Genomic DNA, 22,024 nt, shown 5'->3' on the forward strand with positions numbered 1-22,024 from the left:
TTTTCCGTGACCACCATCGACCTGGTGTCGTACGAGGACGCCCTGGCGTCCTACGACCCCGTCATGGGCCTCGAAGTCCATGTCGAGCTCGGCACCCGGACCAAGATGTTCTGCGGGTGCTCCACCGAGCTGGGCGCCGAGCCCAACTCGCAGACCTGCCCCACCTGCCTCGGCCTGCCCGGCTCGCTGCCGGTCGTCAACGCCATCGGCGTCGAGTCGGCCGTGAAGATCGGTCTCGCGCTGCACTGCGAGATCGCCGAGTGGTGCCGCTTCGCCCGGAAGAACTACTTCTATCCGGACATGCCGAAGAACTTCCAGACCTCGCAGTACGACGAGCCGATCGCCTTCAACGGCTATCTGGACGTCCAGCTGGAGGACGGCGAGGTCTTCCGCGTGGAGATCGAGCGCGCCCACATGGAGGAGGACACCGGCAAGTCCACCCACGTGGGCGGCGCCACCGGCCGCATCCACGGCGCCTCGCACTCCCTGCTCGACTACAACCGGGCCGGCATCCCGCTCATCGAGATCGTCACCAAGCCGATCGAGGGCGCGGGCGAGCGGGCCCCCGAGGTCGCCAAGGCGTACGTCGCCGAGCTGCGCGAGCTCATCAAGGCGCTCGGCGTCTCCGAGGCCCGGATGGAAATGGGCCAGATGCGCTGCGACGTCAACCTGTCGCTGCGCCCGAACGGGACCGAGAAGTTCGGCACCCGCTCGGAGACGAAGAACGTCAACTCCCTGCGTTCCGTCGAGCGGGCCGCCCGCTTCGAGATCATGCGGCACGCGGCGGTGCTGTCCTCCGGTGGCACGATCGTGCAGGAGACCCGGCACTTCCACGAGGAGGACGGGTCCACCACGGCGGGCCGCATCAAGGACAACGCCGAGGACTACCGCTACTTCCCCGAGCCGGACCTGGTGCCGGTCGCTCCCGCCCGGGAGTGGGTGGAGGAGCTCCGCAAGGGGCTGCCCGAGCTGCCGCGCGTGCGCCGCAACCGGCTCCGCGAGGAGTGGGGCGTCTCCGAGCACGACATGCAGTCGATCCTCAACGCCGGTGCCGTCGACCTGATCGTCGCCACCATCGAGGCCGGTGCCGACGCGGCCTCCGCCCGCAAGTGGTGGATGGGCGAGCTGGCCCGCCGGGCCAACGAGGCCGGTACGGACCTCGCGGCGCTGGAGATCACCCCGGTGCAGGTCGCGCGGGTGTGCGCGCTGGTCGCCGAGGGCTCGCTCAACGACAAGCTGGCCCGCCAGGTCATCGAGGGCGTGCTCGCGGGCGAGGGCGACCCGGACGCCGTCGTGGCGGCCCGCGGGCTCGCGGTCGTCTCCGACGACAGCGCGCTGGGCACCGCCGTGGACGAGGCCATCGCGGCCAACGCCGGCATCGCGGACAAGATCCGTGCGGGCAAGGTCGCGGCGGCGGGCGCGCTCGTCGGCGCGGTCATGAAGGCCACCCGCGGCCAGGCGGACGCGGCCCGCGTCCGTGAGCTCATCCTTGAGCGGCTCGGCGTCGAGGGCTGATCCTCGGTCGAATCACAGCCGTCAATGGCCGTCCCTCACGCGAGGGGCGGCCATTGTCGTATAGCCGAATAACCGAATTCGGCCGTACTTAACGAGAGTTGGCCGGATTTAGTCGTTACGTCCACCGGGGGTGGAAGCGGTCCGGCATGATCGCGGGGTGCGGGCCCAGGGTGTGTCCGTGACCAATGGCTGGGGGTAGTGATGCGACGGTTGAGCAGGGCGCTGACGGCGCTCGTGCTGGCGGGCGCCGGGCTGGCGGCGACGACGGTTCCGGCCATCGCGGCCGACGGCGACACGGGGAGCACCTCGCCCGCCGTGCGCTGCGAGACCGCCTGGGGAAGCCTGGCCAAGGCCAGCACGGACAGCGCTTATAAGTCACTGCGGGACATCAGAACCGGACAGCACGACTGCTTCGACCGCATGGTCTTCGACGTCAAGGGATCCGGCGAGCGGCCGATCGGCTATCGCGTGGCCTATGTCGACAAGCTGTACCAGGACGGTTCGGGCGACCAGGTCCCGGTGGGCGGCGACGCGATCCTGGAGATCCGGGTGGCCGCGCCCAGCTACGAGCCGACCACGGGCCTGCCGACCTACCGCGGCCGGGTCGGGGAGCCGCTGCGGGGCGTGGACGTCACGGGCTACCGCACCTTCCGGGACACCCGCTACGCGAGCAGCTTCGAGGGCGACACCCAGATCGGGCTTGGCCTGCGGGCGCGGCTGCCGTTCCGCGTCTTCCAGTACGGCCACCTCGTGGTCGTCGACGTGGCCCACGCCTGGGACTCCGCCCCGCCGACGACGGAGCCGCACGGGCTGTCGTGACCCCCGGCCCGGGGTGATGTGGGCTGGACCACAAAGCGGACAAAGGATCTTTTTCGCCTGTCACAGTGGCGGCAGAGGTCCTCCCCGCTTTTCCCGCGTACGGCGGGCCTTCCGCCCTCCAGCTCCAGCGGTCGTCACCACGGGTCATCTCCCGGCGAGGTCGACGCCATAACCGGGAAGCAGGCAATGACCTCACTTGCCCGGTGGTGCCTGCGCCGCCGCCTCGTCGTCATCGTGCTGTGGCTCGTCGCCCTGCTGGGCACGGGCGCGGCCGCCACGCTGACCGGCTCCGCGTACTCCAACGACTACGGCGTCCCCGGCACCGAGTCCGCCCGCGCCACCGCGCTCCTGCAGAAGGCGTTCCCCGGCGAGGGCGGCGACGACACCATCGTCTGGCACACCGACTCCGGCACCGTCCGCGCCCCCGGCGTCGAGCAGCGCATGAGCGCCGTCCTGCGCGAGGTCGCCGCGCTGCCCGGGGTCGCCGGGGTCGTCGACCCGTACGGCAGCGACGGCGCGGGCCGCATCAGCCAGGACGGGCACACCGCCTACGCCTCCCTGAGCTTCGCCGACAAGGGCGGCGATCCGGACAAGGCGGAGGTCCAGCGGGTCGTCGACACCGCGCGGGCCGCCGCCACGGACCATATGCAGGTCGCGCTCGGCGGCAGCTCCATCTCCACCACCGAAGGGTCGAGCGGCCACCTCAGCGAGATCATCGGCGTGCTGGTGGCCGCGGTCGTGCTGCTCGTCGTCTTCGGCTCGCTCGCCGCCAGCCTGCTGCCCATCGCCACCGCCCTCGTCGGCGTCGGCACCGCCGCCATGGGCACCGTCCTGCTCGGCCACGTCATGACCGTCGCCGACTTCGCCCCGATGCTGGGCACCCTCATCGGGCTCGGGGTGGGCATCGACTACGCCCTCTTCATCGTCACCCGGCACCGCAAGGGCCTCAGGGCCGGCCTGTCCGTGCAGGAGGCGGCCGAGCGCGCCGTCGCCACCACCGGGCGCGCCGTCGTCTTCGCGGGCGGCACCGTCTGCGTGGCGCTGCTCGGCATGCTGATCCTGCGGCTGAGCTTCCTCAACGGCGTCGCCCTCGCCGCCTCGCTGACCGTCGTCCTCACCGTCGCGGCCTCGATCACCCTGCTGCCCGCGCTGCTCGGACTGATCGGCCACCGCGCCCTCAGCCGCCGCGAACGCCGCAGCCTCGCCGAGCGCGGCCCCCGCCCGGAGGTCCCCACCGGGCTCGCCGCCCGCTGGTCGGCCTTCGTCGAGCGCCACCCCAAGCTGCTGGGCGGCCTCGCGGCCGCCGTGATGCTGATCCTCGCGCTGCCGGTGTTCTCCCTGCACCTGGGCACCTCCGACCAGGGCAACAACCCGGCGACGTCCACCACCCGCCAGGCGTACGACATGCTCGGCAAGGGCTTCGGCCCGGGCGTCAACGGCCCGCTGACCCTCGTCGCGCCCCTCGACAGCGCCGCCGACCGGCTCGCCTTCAACCGCCTCCCCGACGCGCTCCGCCACACCGAGGGCATCGCCTCCGTCAGCCCCTCGACCCTGAACCACAGCGGCGACACCGGCGTGATCACCGTCGTGCCCACCACCTCGCCGCAGTCCCGCGCCACCAGCGACCTCGTCGACCGGCTGCGCACCACGGTGCTGCCGCGGGCCACCGAAGGCACCGGGGCGGACGTCCAGGTCGGCGGCATCACCGCGAGCTACGACGACTTCGCGGGCATCATCCTGGGCAAGCTGCCGCTGTTCATCGGCACCGTCGTGGGCCTCGGCTGCCTGCTGCTCCTGCTGGCCTTCCGCAGCATCGGCATACCGCTGAAGGCGGCCCTGATGAACATCGCCGCGGTCGCCTCCTCCTTCGGCCTGATCGTCGCCGTCTTCCAGTGGGGCTGGGGCAGCGAGACCCTCGGCCTCGGCGCCGCGGGCCCCATCGAGCCCTTCCTGCCGGTCGTCATGGTCTCGGTCCTCTTCGGCCTCTCCATGGACTACCAGGTCTTCCTGGTCAGCCGGATGTACGAGGAGTGGCGGGCCACCCGCGACAACTGCCGCGCGGTACGGGTCGGCCTCGCCGAGACCAGCCGCGTCATCAACTCCGCCGCGGTGATCATGATCGCGGTCTTCCTGGCGTTCGTGCTGAGCGGCGACCGGGTGATCGCGATGTTCGGCATCGGCCTGGCGGCGGCGGTGGCCCTGGACGCGTTCGTGCTCCGCACGCTGCTGGTGCCGGCGCTGATGCACATGCTGGGGGGCGCGAATTGGTGGCTGCCGGGGTGGCTGGACCGGATCCTGCCCCGGGTCAGCATCGAGGCGCCGGAGGCGGTGCTGGCGCCGCTGCCGATCCCGGTGGGTGCGCAATTCAGCCCGTCCGGCGTTTGAGGACAGCGCGCGAAGCGTGCTTCGGGGTCACGTCACCTCAAGGCGCAGGATGCGGTCGTCCTCCGGGCCCGGCTTCCCGCGGCCGTCCGTGTTGCTCGTGGTCAGCCACAGACCGCCGTCATCGGTAGCGACGACCGTGCGCAAGCGACCGTACTCGCCCGACAGGAACGACTGCGGATCCGCGGCCAAGGACGCGCCCTTCAAGGGGATGCGCCACAGGCGCGAGCCCCGCAGGGCGGCCATCCAGAGGGAGCCCTTCGCGTAGGCGAGCCCGCTCGGCGAGGCCTCCGCCGGTTTCCACTGGGCGACGGGGTCGCGATATTCGGGGCGGCCGGCCTTGCCCTCCACCACCGGCCAGCCGTAATTGCCGCCCGGCTCGATCAGGTTGAGCTCGTCCCACGTGTCCTGGCCGAACTCCGACGCCCACAGCCGCTTGTCCGCGTCCCACGCGAGCCCCTGCACATTGCGATGGCCCAAGGAGTAGATCACCGAGTCGGCCCGCGGATTGCGGGGCGCGGGATGCCCGTCCGGCGTCATCCGGAGGATCTTGCCACCGAAGGACTTGGAGTCCTGGGCGAGCCCGCGGTCACCGCCCTCGCCGGTGCCCGCGTACAGCATCCCGTCGGGCCCGAACGCGATCCGCCCGCCGTTGTGGATCTGCCCCTTGGGGATGCCCTGGAAGATCGTGTTGGGCGCGCCCAGCCGCAGCCCGTCGGGCTTGCCCGCGTCGTAGCGCAGCTGCGCGATCCGGTTGTCCGAGGCGGTGGTGAAGTAGGCGTACAGCAGGTGGTCCGTGACGTAGTCGGGGGAGAGCGCCAGGCCCAGCAGCCCGCCCTCGCCCGCCGCCGCGACGCCCGGCACCGAGCCCACCTCGCTCTGCGCGCCGTCCTTCGCGGCCACACGGATGATCTTCCCCGTGTCGCGGGAGCCCACCAGCAGGTCACCCCCGGGCAGCCGGGCGACGCCCCAGGGGGAGGTGAGCCTGGTGGTGAGCGTACGGACGACCTTCACCGAACCCTTCGCGGGCGCCGCGGGCACGGAAGGCGCGCCCGAAGCCCCGCCCGCGCCGGGGGAGTTGGCGCCCGAAGGGCCCGAGCCCGGCGTGCCGCGACCCGGCAGGCCCGCGCCGTCCGAACAGCCCGCGACGGCCAGCAGCGCGGAGACCGCCAGCGCGGCCGTGGCAGCGGCGAGGCGGGGGCGCGTCGCACGTCGTCGCATGGTTCGTTCCTCTCGCCGGGGCGGGGCGGCGCGCCGGATCGGCCGCGGCCCTGTTCCTTATACATGCTCGCGTACGAGCCGACGCGGACCCGGCCCGACCCACGGGCACGCACCCCTCAGTCCCACGACCCCATGGCCCTCGGCAGGGCCGCGATCTCCGCGAAGTCCTCCGGTGTGAGCCGCAGTTGCGCGGCCGCCGCGTTCTGCACCACCCACCCGGCCTTCTTCGTGCCGGGCACCGGCACCACGTGCCGCCCCTGCGCCAGCACCCAGGCCAGGGCGACCTGCGCGGCCGTCGCGCCGTGCCGGCCCGCCACCCGCCGCAGCCCGGCCACTATCGGTTGATTGGCCGCCATCATCTCGGCGGTGAACCGGGGGTGCCGCGCCCGGATGTCCTCGGGCTCGAAGCCCTGACCCGGAGTGAGCGTGCCGCTGAGGAAACCGTTCCCCAGGGGCATCGCCGCGAGCAGCCCGACGCCCCGCGACGCACACCACGGGACGAGCGAGTCCAGCGCCTCCCGGGACCAGACCGACAGCTCCGCCTGCACACAGCTCACCGGGAAGACCTGCTGTATTCGCTCCAGCTGGCGGATCGTCGCGTCGTACAGCCCGGCGCGCGACCTGCGGTGGGTCCGCGCGCCGATCGCGCACCACCCCAGGGCCCGGACCTTGCCCGCCGAGACCAGGTCCGCCATCGCCCCCCAGGTCTCCTCGACCGGCACCTCCGGGTCCGGCCGGTGCAGCTGGTAGACGTCGATCACATCGGTCTGGAGCCGGCGCAGCGAGGCGTCGCACGCCCGCTTCACATAGCCGGGCCGGCCGTTGGCGACGATGTGCTGATCGCCCACCAGCAGCCCGCACTTGGTCGACACAAAGGCTTCCTTGCGCCGCTCCCGCAACACCCGCCCCACCAATAGCTCATTGGTGAACGGCCCGTACATGTCCGCGGTGTCCAGCAGGGTCGTCCCCGCGTCGAGCGCCGCGTGCACCGTGCGCAGCGCGCCCTCACCGCTCTGCTGAGAGGCCGTGTACGCCCAGTGCATGGGCATGCACCCGAGGCCGATCGCGCCCACTTCGAGCGCCGCCGCACCGATTGTCCTGCGCTCCACCGGCCGTTCCCTCCCGTTCCTCGTCCCCAAACTAACCTCTGCCGGGCAGGCGGCTTCGCATAGCCTCCTGGCATGAGTGCAGATGACAGCGGTTCCGCCCGCCCCCTGGCCTGGCTGCCGATCCGGCCCGAGGAGATCGACGGCCTCCCCGGTGCCCTGGACTACGCCTACTGGAACGGCGAACCCGACTACCCCACCGACCCCGCCCGCTGCGCCTTCTACGTCCCGCCCTATGTGACCAGCGGTGACATCGGCGTCCGCCCGCTGTCCGCCATGACGGGCCTGCGGGTCGTCCAGACGCTCACCGCGGGTGTCGACAACATCCTCCCCGCCGTTCCCTCGCTCCCGTCGGGCACCCTCCTGTGCAACGCCCGCGGCCTGCACGACACCAGCACCGCGGAACTCGCCCTCACGCTCGTCCTCGCCGCGCTGCGCGACATCCCCGGCTTCGTGCGGGCGCAGGACGCGGGGGAGTGGGCGCAGGGTTTCCGTCCCGCGCTCGCGGACAAGAACGTGCTGATCGTCGGCTACGGTTCCATCGGATCCGCGATCGAGGACCGGCTCGTGCCCTTTGAGTGCGCGCGGGTCGTACGCGTCGCGCGCTCCCCGCGTGAAACGCCCCGCGGACCTGTCCACCCTGTCACCGCGCTCCCGGAGCTCCTCCCCGACGCCGATGTCGTGATCATCGCGACGCCGCTCACGCCGGACACCCGCGGTCTGGTGGGCACCGGATTCCTCGCCGCGATGAAGGACGGCGCCCTGCTGGTCAACATCGCGCGCGGCGCGATCGTCGACACCGGGGCGCTCCTCGCCGAGCTGGAGAGCGGCAGGCTGCGGGCCGCGCTCGACGTCACCGACCCCGAGCCGCTGCCGGCGGGCCATCCGCTGTGGAGCGCGCCCGGCGCCCTGATCACCCCTCATGTGGGTGGGCCCTCTTCGGCCTTTCTGCCCCGCGCCGAACGACTCCTGCGTGATCAGCTGGCCAGATTCGCTCTGGACGCACCCCTGCAAAATGTCGTAGTCACTGCCCCCTAGTTGCCACGTAGAGGTACCGTTCGGCTGCACTCAGTGTTCATAACCCCGTTGCTGATTACGCTATGTATATGAGCTATGTCCCTGAGTGACGAGTCTGGTGTATCGTCCGGACCGGGGGCTGCGCCGGGCACCGTACGGCGCAGCGAAGTACCGGCACTGAGGGGGGCGACGGGCGATGCACGGCCACTGGACGATCAACCCGACGCGGCTCACGCACCGACCACGACAGCGCGGCGCGGCGGTTCCGCCGACGCGGCTCGCCCGACTTCCCTGGCTGATCCGCCTCCGGCCCAGGCCGGGCAGTCGGTGGTGTCGCCTTCATCTCTCCTTCCTCCGGGCCCACTTCGCCTGGCTCGGGATCTCGCCCGGGACGGCGGCGCGGTGAGCGCCCCCGGAGCGGCGCTGCCCCGCCGGCAGGCCGGCGGTTCCGGGCCGGCCTCCCAGCTCCTCCTCGCCCTCGTCTGCGGCGGCTACGCCACGGGTGCGGCCTTCGGCTGGGGATCGAGCGAGCTGGCCTCCGCCATGGGCGACTTCGGCCTCGGCGGCGCCGCGGCCCTCGCGGCCGTCTCCTGCTTCTGGTACGGGCGGACGCACAAGACGCGCTTCCGGCTCGCCTGGCTGCTCTTCGCGGCCTCCTCGGCGATGGCCGGCCTCGGCAACACCGTCTGGGGGTGGTACGAGGTCGTCCTCGACGAGCGCGTGCCCACCCCGTCACCGGCCGACTTCTGCTTCCTGCTCTTCGCGCCGCCGGCCATCATCGGCCTGCTCGTCCTCGCCAGGCGCCCCGTCACCCGCGCCGGCTGGGTCTGCCTGGCCCTCGACGCGTGGCTGACCGGCGGCTCCCTGCTGACGCTGTCCTGGAGCCTGGCGCTCGCGCACACCGCGCACTTCCAGGGCGAGACCGTGGCGCACGCCGCCCTCTCGCTCGCCTATCCGCTGCTGGACATCGCCCTGGTGTCGATGGTCCTCGCGCTGCACTTCCGGCGCTCCACCGCCAACCGCTCCGCCATCAACACCGCCATCGCGGCCCTCGCCCTGACCGTCCTGTGCGACGCGCTGTTCACCTCGCCGCTGCTGCGCTCGCACTACCGCTCCGGCCAGATCCTCGACGCGGGCTGGTTCGCGGGCTACATGCTCATGGCGTACGCCCCCTGGGTGGCCCGGGAGGAGGGCGACGACGCCGCGGCGCCCGCCCGTACGGTCCAGCACCTGCACCACCCCAGCCGGCCCATCGCCGGCTCGCTCGCCGCCCTGACCCCCTATCTCGCGGCCGCCGTCTGCACCCTGGGGATCCTCTACAACGTCCTGGACGGCCACCACGTCGACCAGGTCGTGCTCTTCACCGGCTGCACGGTGGTCCTCGCGCTCGTCATTCGCCAGGGCATCATGCTGCTCGACAACATCTCGCTCACCCAGGAACTGGCCCAGAAGGAGAACCACTTCAGGTCCCTGGTCCAGGGCTCGAGCGACGTCATCATGATCGCCGCGCCCACCGGGATACTGCGCTACGTCAGCCCCGCCGCCGCGGGCGTCTACGGCCGCGAGGCCGAGGAGCTCGTGGGGTCCGAACTGGCCTCGCTGATCCACCCGGAGGACCTCGGCAGAGTCGTCCACGAAGTCCGCCGCTTCCTCGCGGCACCACCCGCCGAGGAGCCCACCACCCGGATCGAGTGCCGCTTCCGCTCCGGCACCGGCGACTGGCTCAACGTCGAATCCACCGTCAACCGCCACCACGGCGGCCTCATCTTCAACAGCCGTGACGTCACCGAGCGGGTCCGGCTCCAGGCCCAGCTCCAGCACACCGCCGAGCACGACCCGCTCACCGACCTGCCCAACCGCGCCCTGTTCACCAAGCGGGTGCAGCAGGCCCTCGCCGGCCGCAGAGCGACCGACGCCGGGACGGCGGTGCTCTTCATCGACCTCGACGGCTTCAAGGCGGTGAACGACACCGTCGGCCACCAAGCCGGCGACGAGCTGCTGGTCCAGGCGGCCCGTCGCCTCCAGGACTCGGTGCGGTCCGGCGACAGCACCGCCCGGTTCGGAGGCGACGAGTTCGCCGCGCTCATCATCGGCGACGGCACCCGCGACCCCGCGGCGCGCGAATACCGCATCCACGAGATCGCCGACCGGCTCCGGCTCACCCTCTCCCAGCCGTACAGGGTGGAAGGGGGCACCGAGGTCCGCGTGGCCGCCAGCATCGGCGTGGCCTTCGCGGAGCCCGGCATCACCCCCGGCGCCCTGATGCGCAACGCCGACCTCGCGATGTACCGCGCGAAGCAGGCGGGCAAGGGCCGCGTCGAGCTCTACGCCCCGCAGATGCAGGCCGATGTGGTGCGCCGCGCCGAGCTGGCCACCCGGCTGCGCACCGCGCTGCACGACGGCGAGTTCGCGCTGCTCCACCAGCCGGTGGTGGAGCTCCAGACCGGCCGGGTCACCGCCGTCGCCGCGCAGCCGCGCTGGCGCTCGGCCCAGGGGATACTGTTCACCCCCGCCGAGTACCTCCGCGTGGCCGAGAGCGAGCGCGGTGACGAGGCCGCCCGCTCGGCCGAACTCGGCCGCTGGACGGTCGAGAAGGCCGTCGAGCAGGCCGCCCACCGCTGCCGCGCCGGCCACCCCGTGCCGGTGTACGTCCAGCTGTCGGCCACCCGTCTGATGGACAAGTCGCTGCCCCCGAAGTACCTCGAAGGGCTGCTCATCCACCACGGCCTGCCCTCCGGCGCGCTCGTCCTGGAGCTGTCCGGCAGCGACCCCCGGGTCCCGCTGGACGAGCTGGAGTGCAGGCTGGTGACCCTGCGCCGGCTCGGCGTCCGGATCGCCCTCGACGGCTTCGGCAGCGGCTACGCGGCGATCAGCGCGCTGCGCAGGCTCCCCATCGACACGCTCAAGCTCGACCGCGGGCTGGTCGACGGCGTGGTGGAGTCCGCCCGGCTGCACAAGATCACCGCGGGGCTGCTGAGGATCGCCACCGACCTCGGGATGCAGTCCGTGGCCGAGGGCGTCGACGTGCCCGAGCAGGCCCTCGCCCTGCGCGCCATGGGCTGCACCCACGGCCTGGGCAAGGCCTTCGCGGGCCCGCTCGACGAGCACCGGCTGCGCTACGCTCTCGATCTCGGCAGCTATCCGGTGCCCCGCTCCGTCGACGGCGTGAACGTGCTCGTCGGAGGCGCCCTGCCGGGCCCGGCGATCATGCCGTCGGGCGCCCGTTCGGGGGCCGCGGGCGGCGCGGGATCCCTCGCACATGCTCCATTGCGCTCAAATAATGAGACGCCCGTCCCACCCGCTTGACACCTCGTATGCGGCGGGTGGAGGGTCGGAGCCATGCGCACCCGAATTCTCGTACTTGGAAAGCGCGTCGGCTGAAGCAGGCCACCCAGTAAGTCCTGCTGACCACTCCGGCGCGCTCCCCTCGCTTGCCTCACGGCACGAGGGGTTTTTTGTTGCACCGGATGCACGCAGACCCACCCAAACCTCCCGTCCTCCGCAGCTGTCGAAACCGTCGAATCCTTACCGTCGAATCCTTCGAGAAGAGAATGTCGATGACCGAGCAGGCCACCGGGGCCCACCATCCGCAGCCGCGGGCCCGAAACGGCGCGGCGCACCAGCCCGCCACCGTCGAGCACGTCACGGGGGCGCAGTCCCTCATCCGCTCGCTGGAGGAGGTAGGGGCGGAGATCGTCTTCGGCATCCCGGGCGGTGCGATCCTTCCCGCGTACGACCCGATGATGGACTCCTCGAAGGTCCGTCACGTGCTCGTCCGGCACGAGCAGGGCGCCGGGCACGCGGCCACCGGGTACGCGCAGGCCACCGGCAAGGTCGGGGTGTGCATGGCGACCTCGGGGCCGGGGGCGACCAACCTCGTCACCCCCATCGCCGACGCCCATATGGACTCCGTCCCGCTGGTGGCCATCACCGGCCAGGTCGCCTCCAAGTCGATCGGCACGGACGCCTTCCAGGAGGCGGACATCTGCGGCATCACCATGCCGATCACCAAGCACAACTGGCTGGTCACCGACCCCGCGGAGATCCCGCGGACCATCGCGGAGGCCTTCCACGTCGCCTCCACCGGCCGCCCCGGCCCGGTCCTCGTCGACATCGCCAAGGACGCCCTCCAGGCGCGGACCGTCTTCAGCTGGCCCCCGCACACCGACCTGCCCGGCTACCGCCCGGTCACCAAGCCGCACGCCAAGCAGATCCGCGAGGCCGCCAAGCTGATCACCCAGGCCAAGCGGCCGGTGCTCTACGTCGGCGGCGGCGTGATGAAGTCCGGTGCCACCGCCGAGCTCAAGGTGCTCGCCGAGCTCACCGGCGCCCCCGTCACCACCACCCTGATGGCGCTGGGCTCCTTCCCCGACAGCCACCCGCTCCACGTCGGCATGCCCGGCATGCACGGCGCGGTCGCCGCCGTCACCGCCCTGCAGAAGTCCGACCTGATCGTGGCCCTCGGCGCCCGCTTCGACGACCGGGTCACCGGAAAACTCGACTCCTTCGCCCCGTACGCCAAGATCGTCCACGCGGACATCGACCCCGCCGAGATCGGCAAGAACCGCGCCGCCGACGTGCCGATCGTCGGGGACGCCCGCGAGGTCATCGCCGACCTGATCGTCGCCATCCAGACCGAGCACGCGGAAGGCCACGCCTGCGACTACAGCGCCTGGTGGGCCGACCTCAACCGCTGGCGCGACACCTACCCCCTCGGCTACGACCAGCCCGAGGACGGCAGCCTCTCCCCGCAGCAGGTGATCCAGCGCATCGGGCAGCTCGCCCCGAAGGACACCATCTACGCGGCGGGCGTCGGCCAGCACCAGATGTGGGCCTCGCACTTCATCGACTACGAACAGCCGCGCACCTGGCTCAACTCCGGTGGCGCGGGCACCATGGGCTACGCCGTGCCCGCCGCGATGGGCGCCAAAGCCGGCGCCCCGGACCGCACGGTCTGGGCCATCGACGGCGACGGCTGCTTCCAGATGACCAATCAGGAACTGGTCACCTGCGCCCTGAACGACATCCCCGTCAAGGTCGCCATCATCAACAACGGCGCCCTCGGCATGGTCCGCCAGTGGCAGACGCTCTTCTACAACCAGCGCTACTCCAACACCGTCCTGCACTCCGGCCCGGAGGCCAGCGGCAAGGAGGCCTGCGCCGGCACCAGGGTCCCGGACTTCGTCAAGCTCGCCGAGGCCATGGGCTGTGTGGGCCTGCGCTGCGAGGACCCGGCCCAGCTCGACTCCGTCATCGAGAAGGCCAACGCCATCAACGACCGCCCGGTCGTGGTCGACTTCATCGTCCACCAGGACGCCATGGTCTGGCCGATGGTCGCCGCCGGAACCTCCAACGACGAGATCCTCGCGGCGCGCGGTGTCCGCCCGGACTTCGGCGACAACGAAGACGACTGAAGCCAGGAGAGGCACAGAAAACCATGACCAAGCACACGCTCTCCGTCCTCGTGGAGAACACCCCCGGCATCCTCACCCGGATCGCCGCCCTGTTCGCCCGCCGCGGCTTCAACATCGACTCGCTCGCCGTCGGGGTCACCGAACACCCCGACATCTCCCGCATCACCATCGTCGTCAACGTCGAGTCGCTGCCGCTGGAGCAGGTCACCAAGCAGCTCAACAAGCTCGTCAACGTGCTGAAGATCGTGGAGCTGGAGGACAGCAACGCGATCCAGCGCGAGCTGGTCCTGGTGAAGGTCCGCGCCGACAACGAGACCCGCTCCCAGATCGTCGAGATCGTCCAGCTCTTCCGCGCCAAGACCGTCGACGTCTCCCCGGAGGCCGTCACCATCGAGGCCACCGGCGGCAGCGACAAGCTGGGCGCGATGCTCAAGATGCTGGAGCCGTTCGGCATCAAGGAGCTGGTGCAGTCCGGCACGATCGCCATAGGGCGCGGCGCCCGCTCCATCACCGACCGCAGCCTGCGCGCCCTGGACCGCACGGCCTGACGGCCCGACCTTCCGCATAACGAGACCCGACAACATTTCCCCGCCCGCCCGTCATACGGTGGGACGCACAACCGGAAACCCGGAAAACAAGGAGATACCTCAGTGGCTGCCGAGCTGTTCTACGACAACGACGCCGACCTGTCCATCATCCAGGGCCGCAAGGTCGCGGTCCTGGGCTACGGCAGCCAGGGCCACGCCCACGCGCTGTCGCTGCGCGACTCCGGCGTCGATGTCCGGGTGGGCCTGCACGAGGGCTCCAAGTCCAAGGCGAAGGCCGAGGAGCAGGGCCTGCGCGTGGTCACGCCCGCCGAGGCCGCGGCCGAGGCCGACGTCATCATGATCCTGGTGCCGGACCCGATCCAGGCCAAGGTCTACGAGGAGTCCGTCAAGGAGCACCTGAAGGACGGCGACGCGCTGTTCTTCGGCCATGGCTTCAACATCCGCTTCGGCTTCATCAAGCCCCCGGCCGACGTGGACGTCTGCATGGTCGCCCCGAAGGGCCCGGGCCACCTGGTGCGCCGTCAGTACGAGGAGGGCCGCGGCGTGCCGTGCATCGTGGCCGTCGAGCAGGACGCCACCGGCAAGGCCTTCGCGCTGGCGCTCTCCTACGCCAAGGCGATCGGCGGCACCCGCGCCGGCGTCATCAAGACCACCTTCACCGAGGAGACCGAGACCGACCTCTTCGGCGAGCAGGCCGTGCTCTGCGGCGGTGCTTCGGCGCTGGTCAAGGCCGGCTTCGAGACCCTGGTCGAGGCGGGTTACCAGCCGGAGATCGCGTACTTCGAGTGCCTCCACGAGCTCAAGCTGATCGTGGACCTGATGTACGAGGGCGGCCTGGAGAAGATGCGCTGGTCGATCTCCGAGACCGCCGAGTGGGGCGACTACGTCACCGGCCCGCGCATCGTCACCGAGCAGACGAAGGCCGAGATGAAGAAGGTCCTGGGCGAGATCCAGGACGGCACCTTCGCCACCAACTGGATGAAGGAGTACGAGGCGGGCCTGCCGAAGTACAACGAGTACAAGAAGGCCGACGAGGACCACCTGCTGGAGACCACGGGCAAGAAGCTCCGCAAGCTCATGAGCTGGGTCGACGACAAGTAGTCCGCTTCCGGCGCGGGGGCCTGTGGGGCGCGCCCCACAGGCCCCCGCGCCGCACTCCGGGGTGATGTTCATCCGCACGCACCCGACCCGGGGTCCAACCCCCGATACACTGCCAAGCACAAACGCGTCAGGCTCACAGCGTCGTGCGTCACACGCGGCTGCCCTTCACCGCCTTCGGCCGTCGGGACGGCCGTCCGCAAAGGACTAGTGAGGACCACGTGAGCACAGCTTCGTCCCGTAAACCCGTCGTACTGATCGCGGAGGAGCTCTCGCCCGCGACCGTCGACGCCCTGGGTCCGGACTTCGAGATCCGGCACTGCAACGGCGCGGACCGCGCCGCCCTGCTGCCCGCCATCGTCGATGTGGACGCCGTCCTCGTCCGCAGCGCCACGAAGATCGACGCCGAGGCCATCGCGGCCGCCAAGCGGCTGCGGGTCGTCGCGCGCGCCGGTGTCGGTCTGGACAACGTCGACGTCGCCGCCGCGACCAAGGCCGGCGTGATGGTCGTGAACGCGCCGACCTCCAACATCGTCACCGCCGCCGAGCTCGCGTGCGGCCTGCTGATCGCCACCGCACGCAACATCCCGCAGGCCAACTCGGCGCTGAAGAACGGCGAGTGGAAGCGTTCGAAGTACACCGGCGTCGAGCTGTCCGAGAAGACCCTCGGCGTCGTCGGCCTCGGCCGCATCGGGGTGCTCGTGGCCCAGCGCATGTCCGCGTTCGGCATGAAGATCGTCGCGTACGACCCCTATGTGCAGCCCGCGCGCGCCGCACAGATGGGCGTGAAGCTGCTGACGCTGGACGAGCTGCTGGAGGCCGCGGACTTCATCACCGTCCACCTGCCCAAGACCCCCGAGACGCTCGGCCTCATCGGTGACGAGGCGCTGCACAAGGTCAAGCCGTCGGTGCGGATCGTCAACGCCGCGCGCGGTGGGATCGTCGACGAGGCGGCGCTGGCCACGGCGCTGAAGGAGGGCCGCGTCGCGGCCGCCGGCCTGGACGTCTACACCCAGGAGCCGTGCACGGACTCCCCGCTGTTCGAGTTCGACAACGTGGTCGCCACCCCGCACCTGGGCGCCTCCACGGGCGAGGCGCAGGAGAAGGCGGGCATCGCGGTCGCGAAGTCGGTCCGGCTCGCGCTGGCCGGCGAGCTGGTGCCGGACGCGGTCAACGTCCAGGGCGGTGTCATCGCCGAGGACGTCAAGCCGGGTCTGCCGCTCGCCGAGAAGCTCGGCCGCATTTTCACCGCGCTCGCGGGCGAGGTCGCGGTGCGGCTCGACGTCGAGGTCTACGGCGAGCTCACCCAGCACGACGTCAAGGTGCTCGAACTCTCCGCGCTCAAGGGCGTGTTCGAGGATGTCGTCGACGAGACCGTGTCGTACGTCAACGCCCCGCTGTTCGCGCAGGAGCGCGGTGTCGAGGTCCGCCTGACCACCAGCTCCGAGTCGGCCGAGCACCGCAACGTCGTCACCGTGCGCGGCACCCTGTCGGGCGGCGACGAGGTCTCGATCTCCGGCACGCTCGCGGGCCCCAAGCACCTCCAGAAGATCGTCGCCGTCGGCGAGCACGACGTGGACCTGGCGCTCGCCGACCACATGGCCTTCCTGCGCTACGGCGACCGCCCCGGCGTCGTCGGCACGGTCGGCCGGATCCTGGGCGAGGCGGGCATCAACATCGCCGGCATGCAGGTCTCCCGGGCCCGCGAGGGCGGCGAGGCCCTGGTCGCCCTGACCGTCGACGAATCCATTCCCGCACCGGTCCTCGCCGAGATCGCCGAGGAGATCGGCGCGGCGTCGGCGCGCGCGGTGAATCTGACCGACTGAGTTTTCCGTACGGGCCCGGGCCCGGCCGCGCTTCAGGGGTGGGGCCGGGCCCGCTGCGTTTTCGCGCAATGAATACCGGAAAGCGTGCTTGCCCCTTATGCGGCCTCGATGTCGAGCCCTGAACCGCGATGCCGGGCCGGGCGGCGTTCCGCGGTCATACGAAGTCCCGTCGGATGCAGACTGAAGCGCACGGTGGGAGTGACCTTGGCGGTGGCAATGGGCCGCAGCCGCCAGGTGGTGAGAATCGTGGCCAGTGCGAGTGACGCCTCGATCAGGGAATAGGTGTCGCCGATGCACTTCCGGGGCCCCGCGCCCCAGGGGATGAATGCCAGTCGCTGCGCGGCACCCACTCGCTCCGAAAGCCAGCGGTCCGGATCGAAGCGCTCCGGTTCGGGGAAGGCGCCCGGATCGCGGTGCAGACAATAGGGGCTGAAGAAGAATTCCGTCCCCGCAGGGAATTCCCTTCCACCGAGGGCGACATCGGCGGTCGCGACCCGGCTGAGCAACGGCACGGTGGGATAGACGCGGAGCGTCTCGGTGAGCACCCGGGTGAGGTAGGGCAGCCGTGCGAGGTCGTCGCCGGTGGGTGGCCTGCCGTCCAGCTCCGCGTCGAGCTCGGCGTACACACGCCGCTCGATCTCCGGCTGCCGGCCGAGGACATGGAAGGTCCAGGACAGCGCGGTGGCCGTGGTCTCGATCCCGGCGATCAGCATGATCTTGATCTGGTCGTGGATCTCCTGGTCGCTCAGCTCCGTGCCGGCCTCGTCGCGGGCGCCGACGAGATGGCCGAGGAGGTCGTCTCCCGGGGCGCCGGCGCGGCGGTATTCGGCGATCGTCGCATCGATCGAGGCGCGCACGGCTGTATCGGCACGGCGGTAGCGGCGGTTGGACGGGAGCGGCAGCTCGTGCGGCCAGGCCCAGGGAACGGCGACCCGCCGGAAGGCCGTGCTCATCAAGGTGGGCAGGAACTCCTCCACCTGCCGCACGGCTGTGCTCGCGGCGTCGCCGGAGGCCAGCGTCCGCATGAGGACCCGGGCCGCGATCCGGTTCATCTGCCGTCCGACGTCGAGCACTTGGCCGTCCTGCCACTTCCCGGCGATCTCCTCCGCGCACAACTGCATGGTGGGGGAGTAGCCCGCGAGCCGGGAGGGGCGGAAGGCGGGTTGCAGCATCGGCCGCTGGCGCCGGTGCTGCTCGCGCGGGCACGTCCCCAGCCCGTTGCCGAACAGCGTGCGCGCGCCTTCGATGATCGGCCCGCCCTTGTCGTACGAGCGGTGGCCGGTGACCAGGACCTCGCGGACCACGTCGGGGCGGGTCAGCAATTGGACCCGGCCGGTGCCGAAGCGGAGTTCCACGACGGGGGCGCCGCCGTGCCGGGCCTGGAGGAATCCCAGGGGGTCGCGCGCGAGCCGGACGGTGTGCCCGACCAGCGGCAGGGCGCCCGGCGCCCGTACGGTGGTGGTCCCCTCCCGCGTCGCTGCGACCGTGGGCCGAGGGCATGACGCCATGAACCGGTTCCTTTCGGGTCAGCCGTCCGAGGTGTCGTGGTGGATGCTCGCGGTGGAGACGACGGGCCGCAGGGTCCGGGGCCCGGAGGCCGGATCCCCCTCCGCGTGGTCGTCGCCGTGATAGCGGGTGGCCATGCGGTGGAACTGCAGGTTCCCGGTCATCAGATGGCCGAGGCAGGCCAGATAGCCACGGACGTCGGGCCTGCCGCCCAGCGGCCCCGCGTCGATCCGCGCGCACGTCGCGAGGAAGCGCCGCTCGGTCTCGCCGATGAGCCTCGCGAGTTCGTCGACGGCCTGCTGGAGCTCCATTCCCTGGACCCCCATGAATAGCCACATGCTGTTCAGCGAGTCCCCGCGGGTGAGTTCCTTGGGGAAGGAATAGAGGTCGTTCACCCAGATCAGGCTCTCGATGGCCAGGTCCTGCGCCGTGGCCAGGTCGTCGTCCCGGCCGAGTTCGCGGGTCAGGTCCACCTCGGCCGCGTACTCGGCGAGATGGGCGGACCAGTAGCCGAACACGTCGACCCTGCGGACCTGGAGATAGCCGTCGACCGTGCGGAAGCAGCGGATGTCGCGTCCGGCGCTCTGGGCGGCAGTGTTGTCGACGATGCTCCGCAGACCGTCGAGGTACCGCGCCGCGAGGCCGGGGGACATCTGCGCGACGGCGCGCGGCACCGCCTCGTGGACCAGGCGGACTTCGGGGAACTCCGGCGGCGGCGCCACCCCGTCCAGGGCGGCGAGGTAGAGCTCCCGGTAGTGCCGGATGCGCTCGGCGTGCCCCCGGACGGCGGGTATCGAGAACAGGTCGTCCAGGAGCGCCAGGCAGTGCATCAGGCCGGACATGCGCAGCATCCGGTCGCGCGTCGCCCGCGGATAGCACAGACACCCCCAATGGGTGGCGCGCTGTTTCTGGTACCGGAGGGCGGCCGTCTCGCTGCCGAAGTACGCGGCCAGCGCCGGCCGTTCCCAGGAGTGCGTCAGCCGCTCGGCCTCCGCGCAGTGCGGGTTGCACAGGATGGGCAGGCGGGTGTCGATCCGGGGCAGGCAGTACGGCGTACCGGGAGCGGGCAGCCAGGAGTCGGCCTGCGGGCGGAGTGCCAGGGAAGTGCTCATGCGGACCTCGTCGTGGCGTCCTGCGCCAGCTCGCGCAGGACACTGATCGCGGTGGGCGGGAGGAAGCTCTGGTCGAGGGCCTGTTCGGCCTGGGCGCGGCGGACCCGGATGAGGTGCTCCACGGCAGCGTGGGCACCGGTCCCGTCGAGCAGGCGGCGTATCCGGTCGGCACCCGAATCGTCCAGATCCGGATTGCCGACCAGCGCGCGCAGGGTCCGCCGCTGTGCGCGGTCGGCGTGCCGCAGGGCGAGGGCGACGAGCACCGTGTGCTTGCCGTCCCGCAGGTCCTCCAGGACGGACTTCCCGGTCACGGCCGGGTCGCCGTAGACGCCGAGCAGGTCGTCGCGGAGCTGGAAGGCGTCGCCGAGGGGGAGGGCGTAGTCGCTCAGACCGGCCCGGAAGGCCGGTCCGGCCCCGGCCAGGGCGGCGCCGATGTGCAAGGGGCGTTCGATGGAGTATTTGGCGGTCTTGTAGCGGGTGATCGCCAGGGCCCGCTCGGTGTCCGGGGTGGGCAGTCCGGTGGTGATCAGGTCGAGGCACTGGCCGTACATCACTTCGGTGCGCATCGTGTCGATCACCGGCAGCACGTCGGCGAGCTGCCCGGGACGCAGGCCGGCGGTGTGGAGCAACTCGTCCGCCCAGACCAGGGCGACGTCGCCGATCAGGATGGCGGCGCCGATGCCGAGGCGGTCGGCGGCGGGGCCGCTGCGGCCCGCCCTGTGGCGCTCGGCGAGAGCGCGGTGGGCGGTGGGAAATCCGCGGCGGGTATCGGAGTTGTCCATGATGTCGTCGTGGATGAGGGCGAAGGCGTGGAACATCTCCAGCGAGGCCGCCACCCGCAGCGTGGACGCGGGGGTGCCGTGGCCGCCCGCGGCATGCCAGCCGATGACGCACAGGAGGGGCCGGAGTCGCTTTCCGCCGGAGAAGAGGAAGCCCCGCAGGAATTCGGTGACTTCGGCGGGCAGGCCGTGCATCGCGGCGGCGCGGGATTTCTCGTCCAGGAATTCGGCGAGGGCGAGGTCGATCCGGCTTCGTAGGGCGGGAAGGTCGAGTGGTGCGGCTGTGACGTCGAGGAAAGTTCCGCGCGTCGATCCCATGGAATCAGCCCCCTCACCCCTTGCGGGAAACCGGTCTTCTGGCACACTGTCCGGAATGACCTGCCCGCAGGTTCTTCCCCGCTCGGCGTGAACGGGCAAACAGGTGGACGCGGTCCGGTGGAAGCGCACCGGAGTGGACGGCGCGCGACTCGCCAAATGTACCTACCAACTTCTTTGCGGAAGCGCCCTGTTGCCTTAGGGGAGACCTCGCATTCCGCTGGACCGTCCGCCCCGGGCGGATCCCCGGCCCGTACCCGCCGGCCCACGATGGCCGGAACTTCCGTGACCGGCGCCGAATGCGTGAACGTTCCTGCCGGGTATCCCTTGCAGCCGGGAGCCCGCACGGGCTCCCGTGCCGAGAATGCGGAGGGCAGCAATGGGTGTTCTGGTGCGCCGGATGGTGACGGTGGTGGCAGTGGTGGCCGCGATCGGTGGGATCGGAGCCGTCGCCTCGACGGCACAGGCGGCCGGGGACAGACCCGCGGCGGTCGCGGAGTGACGGCGGCCCCTGGGTAACGGGCCCGTGGGGGCGGCCGTTGGGCGAACCCGGGGCGCGCGAACATTATGAACGCTTGTATAGGACGCGCGTATGGCCGACGCTAGGCTGCTGACATGGGACATCGCGAAGATCTGCTCGACGGTGCGAAGGCCTGCCTGCTCGAAAAGGGCTGGGTGCGCACCACCGCGCGCGACATCGTGGCCGCCTCCGGCGCCAACCTCGCCTCGATCGGCTACCACTACGGCTCCAAGGACGCGCTGATGATGGCGGCGTTCGTGAGGATGACCGAGGAGTGGGGCGCCGAGATGAGCCGCGCCCTGGAGGCCGGTGTGCCCGCGGACGCCTCGCGCGCGGAACTCCTCGCGGCGAGGCTGGACACGCTGGCCGCCGGGCTGGGGAGCAACCGGCAGTTCTGGGAGCTCCAGCTGGAGGTGATCGGCCAGTTGGGGAGCAACCCGGAGCTCAAGAAGTGGTTCGCCGGGGTCTTCCCGGAAGGCCGGCAGGGCATGGTGTCGATCTTCGAGGGCGTCGACGGCTGCACCGCGAGCGACGAGGAGGTGCGCACCGTGGGCGCCTTCTACCACTCCCTCTTCGTCGGGATGTGGGTCCAGTGGGCCATAGACGCCGAATCCGCGCCGACCGGCGCGGAGTTGGTCGAGGGGATGCGCCGGGCGCTGGCGGGACAGCTCTCAGGCACGGCGGCGGACGGCGGCGAGGGCGTCTGACGGGTCCGGCGCCCCGAGGGCGTCGGACCCCTCCGCGCACCTGCACGCCGTCACCATCACAGGCGACGCCCACGGCATCACCGTACGCGCGGTCGCGGCCGCACCCGTGTGTGCGGACCTGTCCGGGAAGGCGTAGCGG

General features: G+C 71.2%; 16 protein-coding genes. 11 read left to right on the plus strand and 5 right to left on the minus strand.

What is annotated here, in order from left to right; translation table 11 throughout:
• Positions 1 to 6: 6 nt before the first annotated feature.
• The 3 genes from gatB (at position 7) to ABD269_RS21660 (ending at position 4,719) form a co-directional block, all read left to right on the plus strand.
• Complete coding sequence (gatB, locus tag ABD269_RS21650) at positions 7 to 1,515, plus strand: Asp-tRNA(Asn)/Glu-tRNA(Gln) amidotransferase subunit GatB (protein ID WP_116214040.1); 1,509 nt, start codon at positions 7 to 9, stop codon at positions 1,513 to 1,515.
• 201 nt (positions 1,516 to 1,716) lie between these two features.
• Positions 1,717 to 2,334, plus strand: a complete 618-nt coding sequence (locus ABD269_RS21655; RefSeq protein WP_344120147.1) for an AMIN-like domain-containing (lipo)protein — start codon at positions 1,717 to 1,719, stop codon at positions 2,332 to 2,334.
• A gap of 186 nt (positions 2,335 to 2,520) precedes the next feature.
• A complete protein-coding gene (locus ABD269_RS21660) occupies positions 2,521 to 4,719 on the plus strand; it encodes an MMPL family transporter (RefSeq protein ID WP_344120149.1) in 2,199 nt (732 codons plus the stop codon).
• Between the two features lie 27 nt (positions 4,720 to 4,746).
• On the opposite strand, the gene ABD269_RS21665 is transcribed toward ABD269_RS21660, so the two are convergent.
• Together ABD269_RS21665 and ABD269_RS21670 are read right to left on the minus strand one after the other, a co-directional pair.
• Positions 4,747 to 5,937 carry a PQQ-dependent sugar dehydrogenase gene (locus ABD269_RS21665; RefSeq protein ID WP_344120151.1) on the minus strand — a complete coding sequence of 397 codons (1,191 nt, stop codon included), beginning with the start codon at positions 5,935 to 5,937 and terminating at the stop codon, positions 4,747 to 4,749.
• 116 nt (positions 5,938 to 6,053) lie between these two features.
• Complete coding sequence (locus tag ABD269_RS21670) at positions 6,054 to 7,046, minus strand: aldo/keto reductase (protein ID WP_344120153.1); 993 nt, start codon at positions 7,044 to 7,046, stop codon at positions 6,054 to 6,056.
• Positions 7,047 to 7,118: 72 nt separating this feature from the next.
• Here ABD269_RS21670 and ABD269_RS21675 point away from each other — a divergent pair, with 72 nt between their 5' ends.
• The 6 genes from ABD269_RS21675 to serA all read left to right on the plus strand — a co-directional run bounded on the left by ABD269_RS21675 (position 7,119) and on the right by serA (position 16,946).
• The gene (locus tag ABD269_RS21675) at positions 7,119 to 8,081 is read left to right on the plus strand and encodes a 2-hydroxyacid dehydrogenase (protein WP_344120155.1); all 963 of its coding nucleotides are present in this window, start codon (positions 7,119 to 7,121) and stop codon (positions 8,079 to 8,081) included.
• Between the two features lie 381 nt (positions 8,082 to 8,462).
• A complete protein-coding gene (locus ABD269_RS21680; protein WP_344120157.1) occupies positions 8,463 to 11,366 on the plus strand; it encodes a putative bifunctional diguanylate cyclase/phosphodiesterase in 2,904 nt (967 codons plus the stop codon).
• A gap of 245 nt (positions 11,367 to 11,611) precedes the next feature.
• Positions 11,612 to 13,474: an acetolactate synthase large subunit gene (locus ABD269_RS21685; RefSeq protein ID WP_301892095.1), complete on the plus strand. Its 1,863-nt coding sequence runs from the start codon at positions 11,612 to 11,614 to the stop codon at positions 13,472 to 13,474.
• A 23-nt stretch (positions 13,475 to 13,497) separates the two neighbouring features.
• The gene (gene ilvN, locus ABD269_RS21690) at positions 13,498 to 14,022 is read left to right on the plus strand and encodes an acetolactate synthase small subunit (RefSeq protein ID WP_116214047.1); all 525 of its coding nucleotides are present in this window, start codon (positions 13,498 to 13,500) and stop codon (positions 14,020 to 14,022) included.
• 102 nt (positions 14,023 to 14,124) lie between these two features.
• A complete protein-coding gene (ilvC, locus tag ABD269_RS21695; protein WP_301892094.1) occupies positions 14,125 to 15,123 on the plus strand; it encodes a ketol-acid reductoisomerase in 999 nt (332 codons plus the stop codon).
• A 218-nt stretch (positions 15,124 to 15,341) separates the two neighbouring features.
• Positions 15,342 to 16,946 (plus strand): phosphoglycerate dehydrogenase, encoded by a 1,605-nt coding sequence (gene serA, locus ABD269_RS21700; protein ID WP_301892093.1) that lies wholly within the window; start codon positions 15,342 to 15,344, stop codon positions 16,944 to 16,946.
• A gap of 95 nt (positions 16,947 to 17,041) precedes the next feature.
• On the opposite strand, the gene ABD269_RS21705 is transcribed toward serA, so the two are convergent.
• From ABD269_RS21705 to ABD269_RS21715, 3 genes are read right to left on the minus strand one after another with little or no spacing between them, the layout of a single operon-like run.
• Complete coding sequence (locus tag ABD269_RS21705) at positions 17,042 to 18,454, minus strand: cytochrome P450 (protein WP_344120166.1); 1,413 nt, start codon at positions 18,452 to 18,454, stop codon at positions 17,042 to 17,044.
• Between the two features lie 18 nt (positions 18,455 to 18,472).
• Complete coding sequence (locus tag ABD269_RS21710; protein ID WP_344120168.1) at positions 18,473 to 19,564, minus strand: terpene synthase family protein; 1,092 nt, start codon at positions 19,562 to 19,564, stop codon at positions 18,473 to 18,475.
• Complete coding sequence (locus tag ABD269_RS21715) at positions 19,561 to 20,661, minus strand: polyprenyl synthetase family protein (protein ID WP_344120170.1); 1,101 nt, start codon at positions 20,659 to 20,661, stop codon at positions 19,561 to 19,563. Before ABD269_RS21715 ends, ABD269_RS21710 begins: the two co-directional genes overlap by 4 nt.
• 376 nt (positions 20,662 to 21,037) lie before the next feature.
• On the opposite strand from ABD269_RS21715, the gene ABD269_RS21720 reads away from it, so the two are divergent.
• Together ABD269_RS21720 and ABD269_RS21725 are read left to right on the plus strand one after the other, a co-directional pair.
• Positions 21,038 to 21,160, plus strand: coding sequence for a hypothetical protein (locus tag ABD269_RS21720; RefSeq protein ID WP_344120173.1), 123 nt, complete (start codon positions 21,038 to 21,040; stop codon positions 21,158 to 21,160).
• A 113-nt stretch (positions 21,161 to 21,273) separates the two neighbouring features.
• Positions 21,274 to 21,885 (plus strand): TetR/AcrR family transcriptional regulator, encoded by a 612-nt coding sequence (locus ABD269_RS21725; RefSeq protein ID WP_344120176.1) that lies wholly within the window; start codon positions 21,274 to 21,276, stop codon positions 21,883 to 21,885.
• Positions 21,886 to 22,024: the final 139 nt, after the last annotated feature.

It is taken from the genome of Streptomyces blastmyceticus, assembly GCF_039521185.1.
Lineage (GTDB): Bacteria > Actinomycetota > Actinomycetes > Streptomycetales > Streptomycetaceae > Streptomyces > Streptomyces blastmyceticus.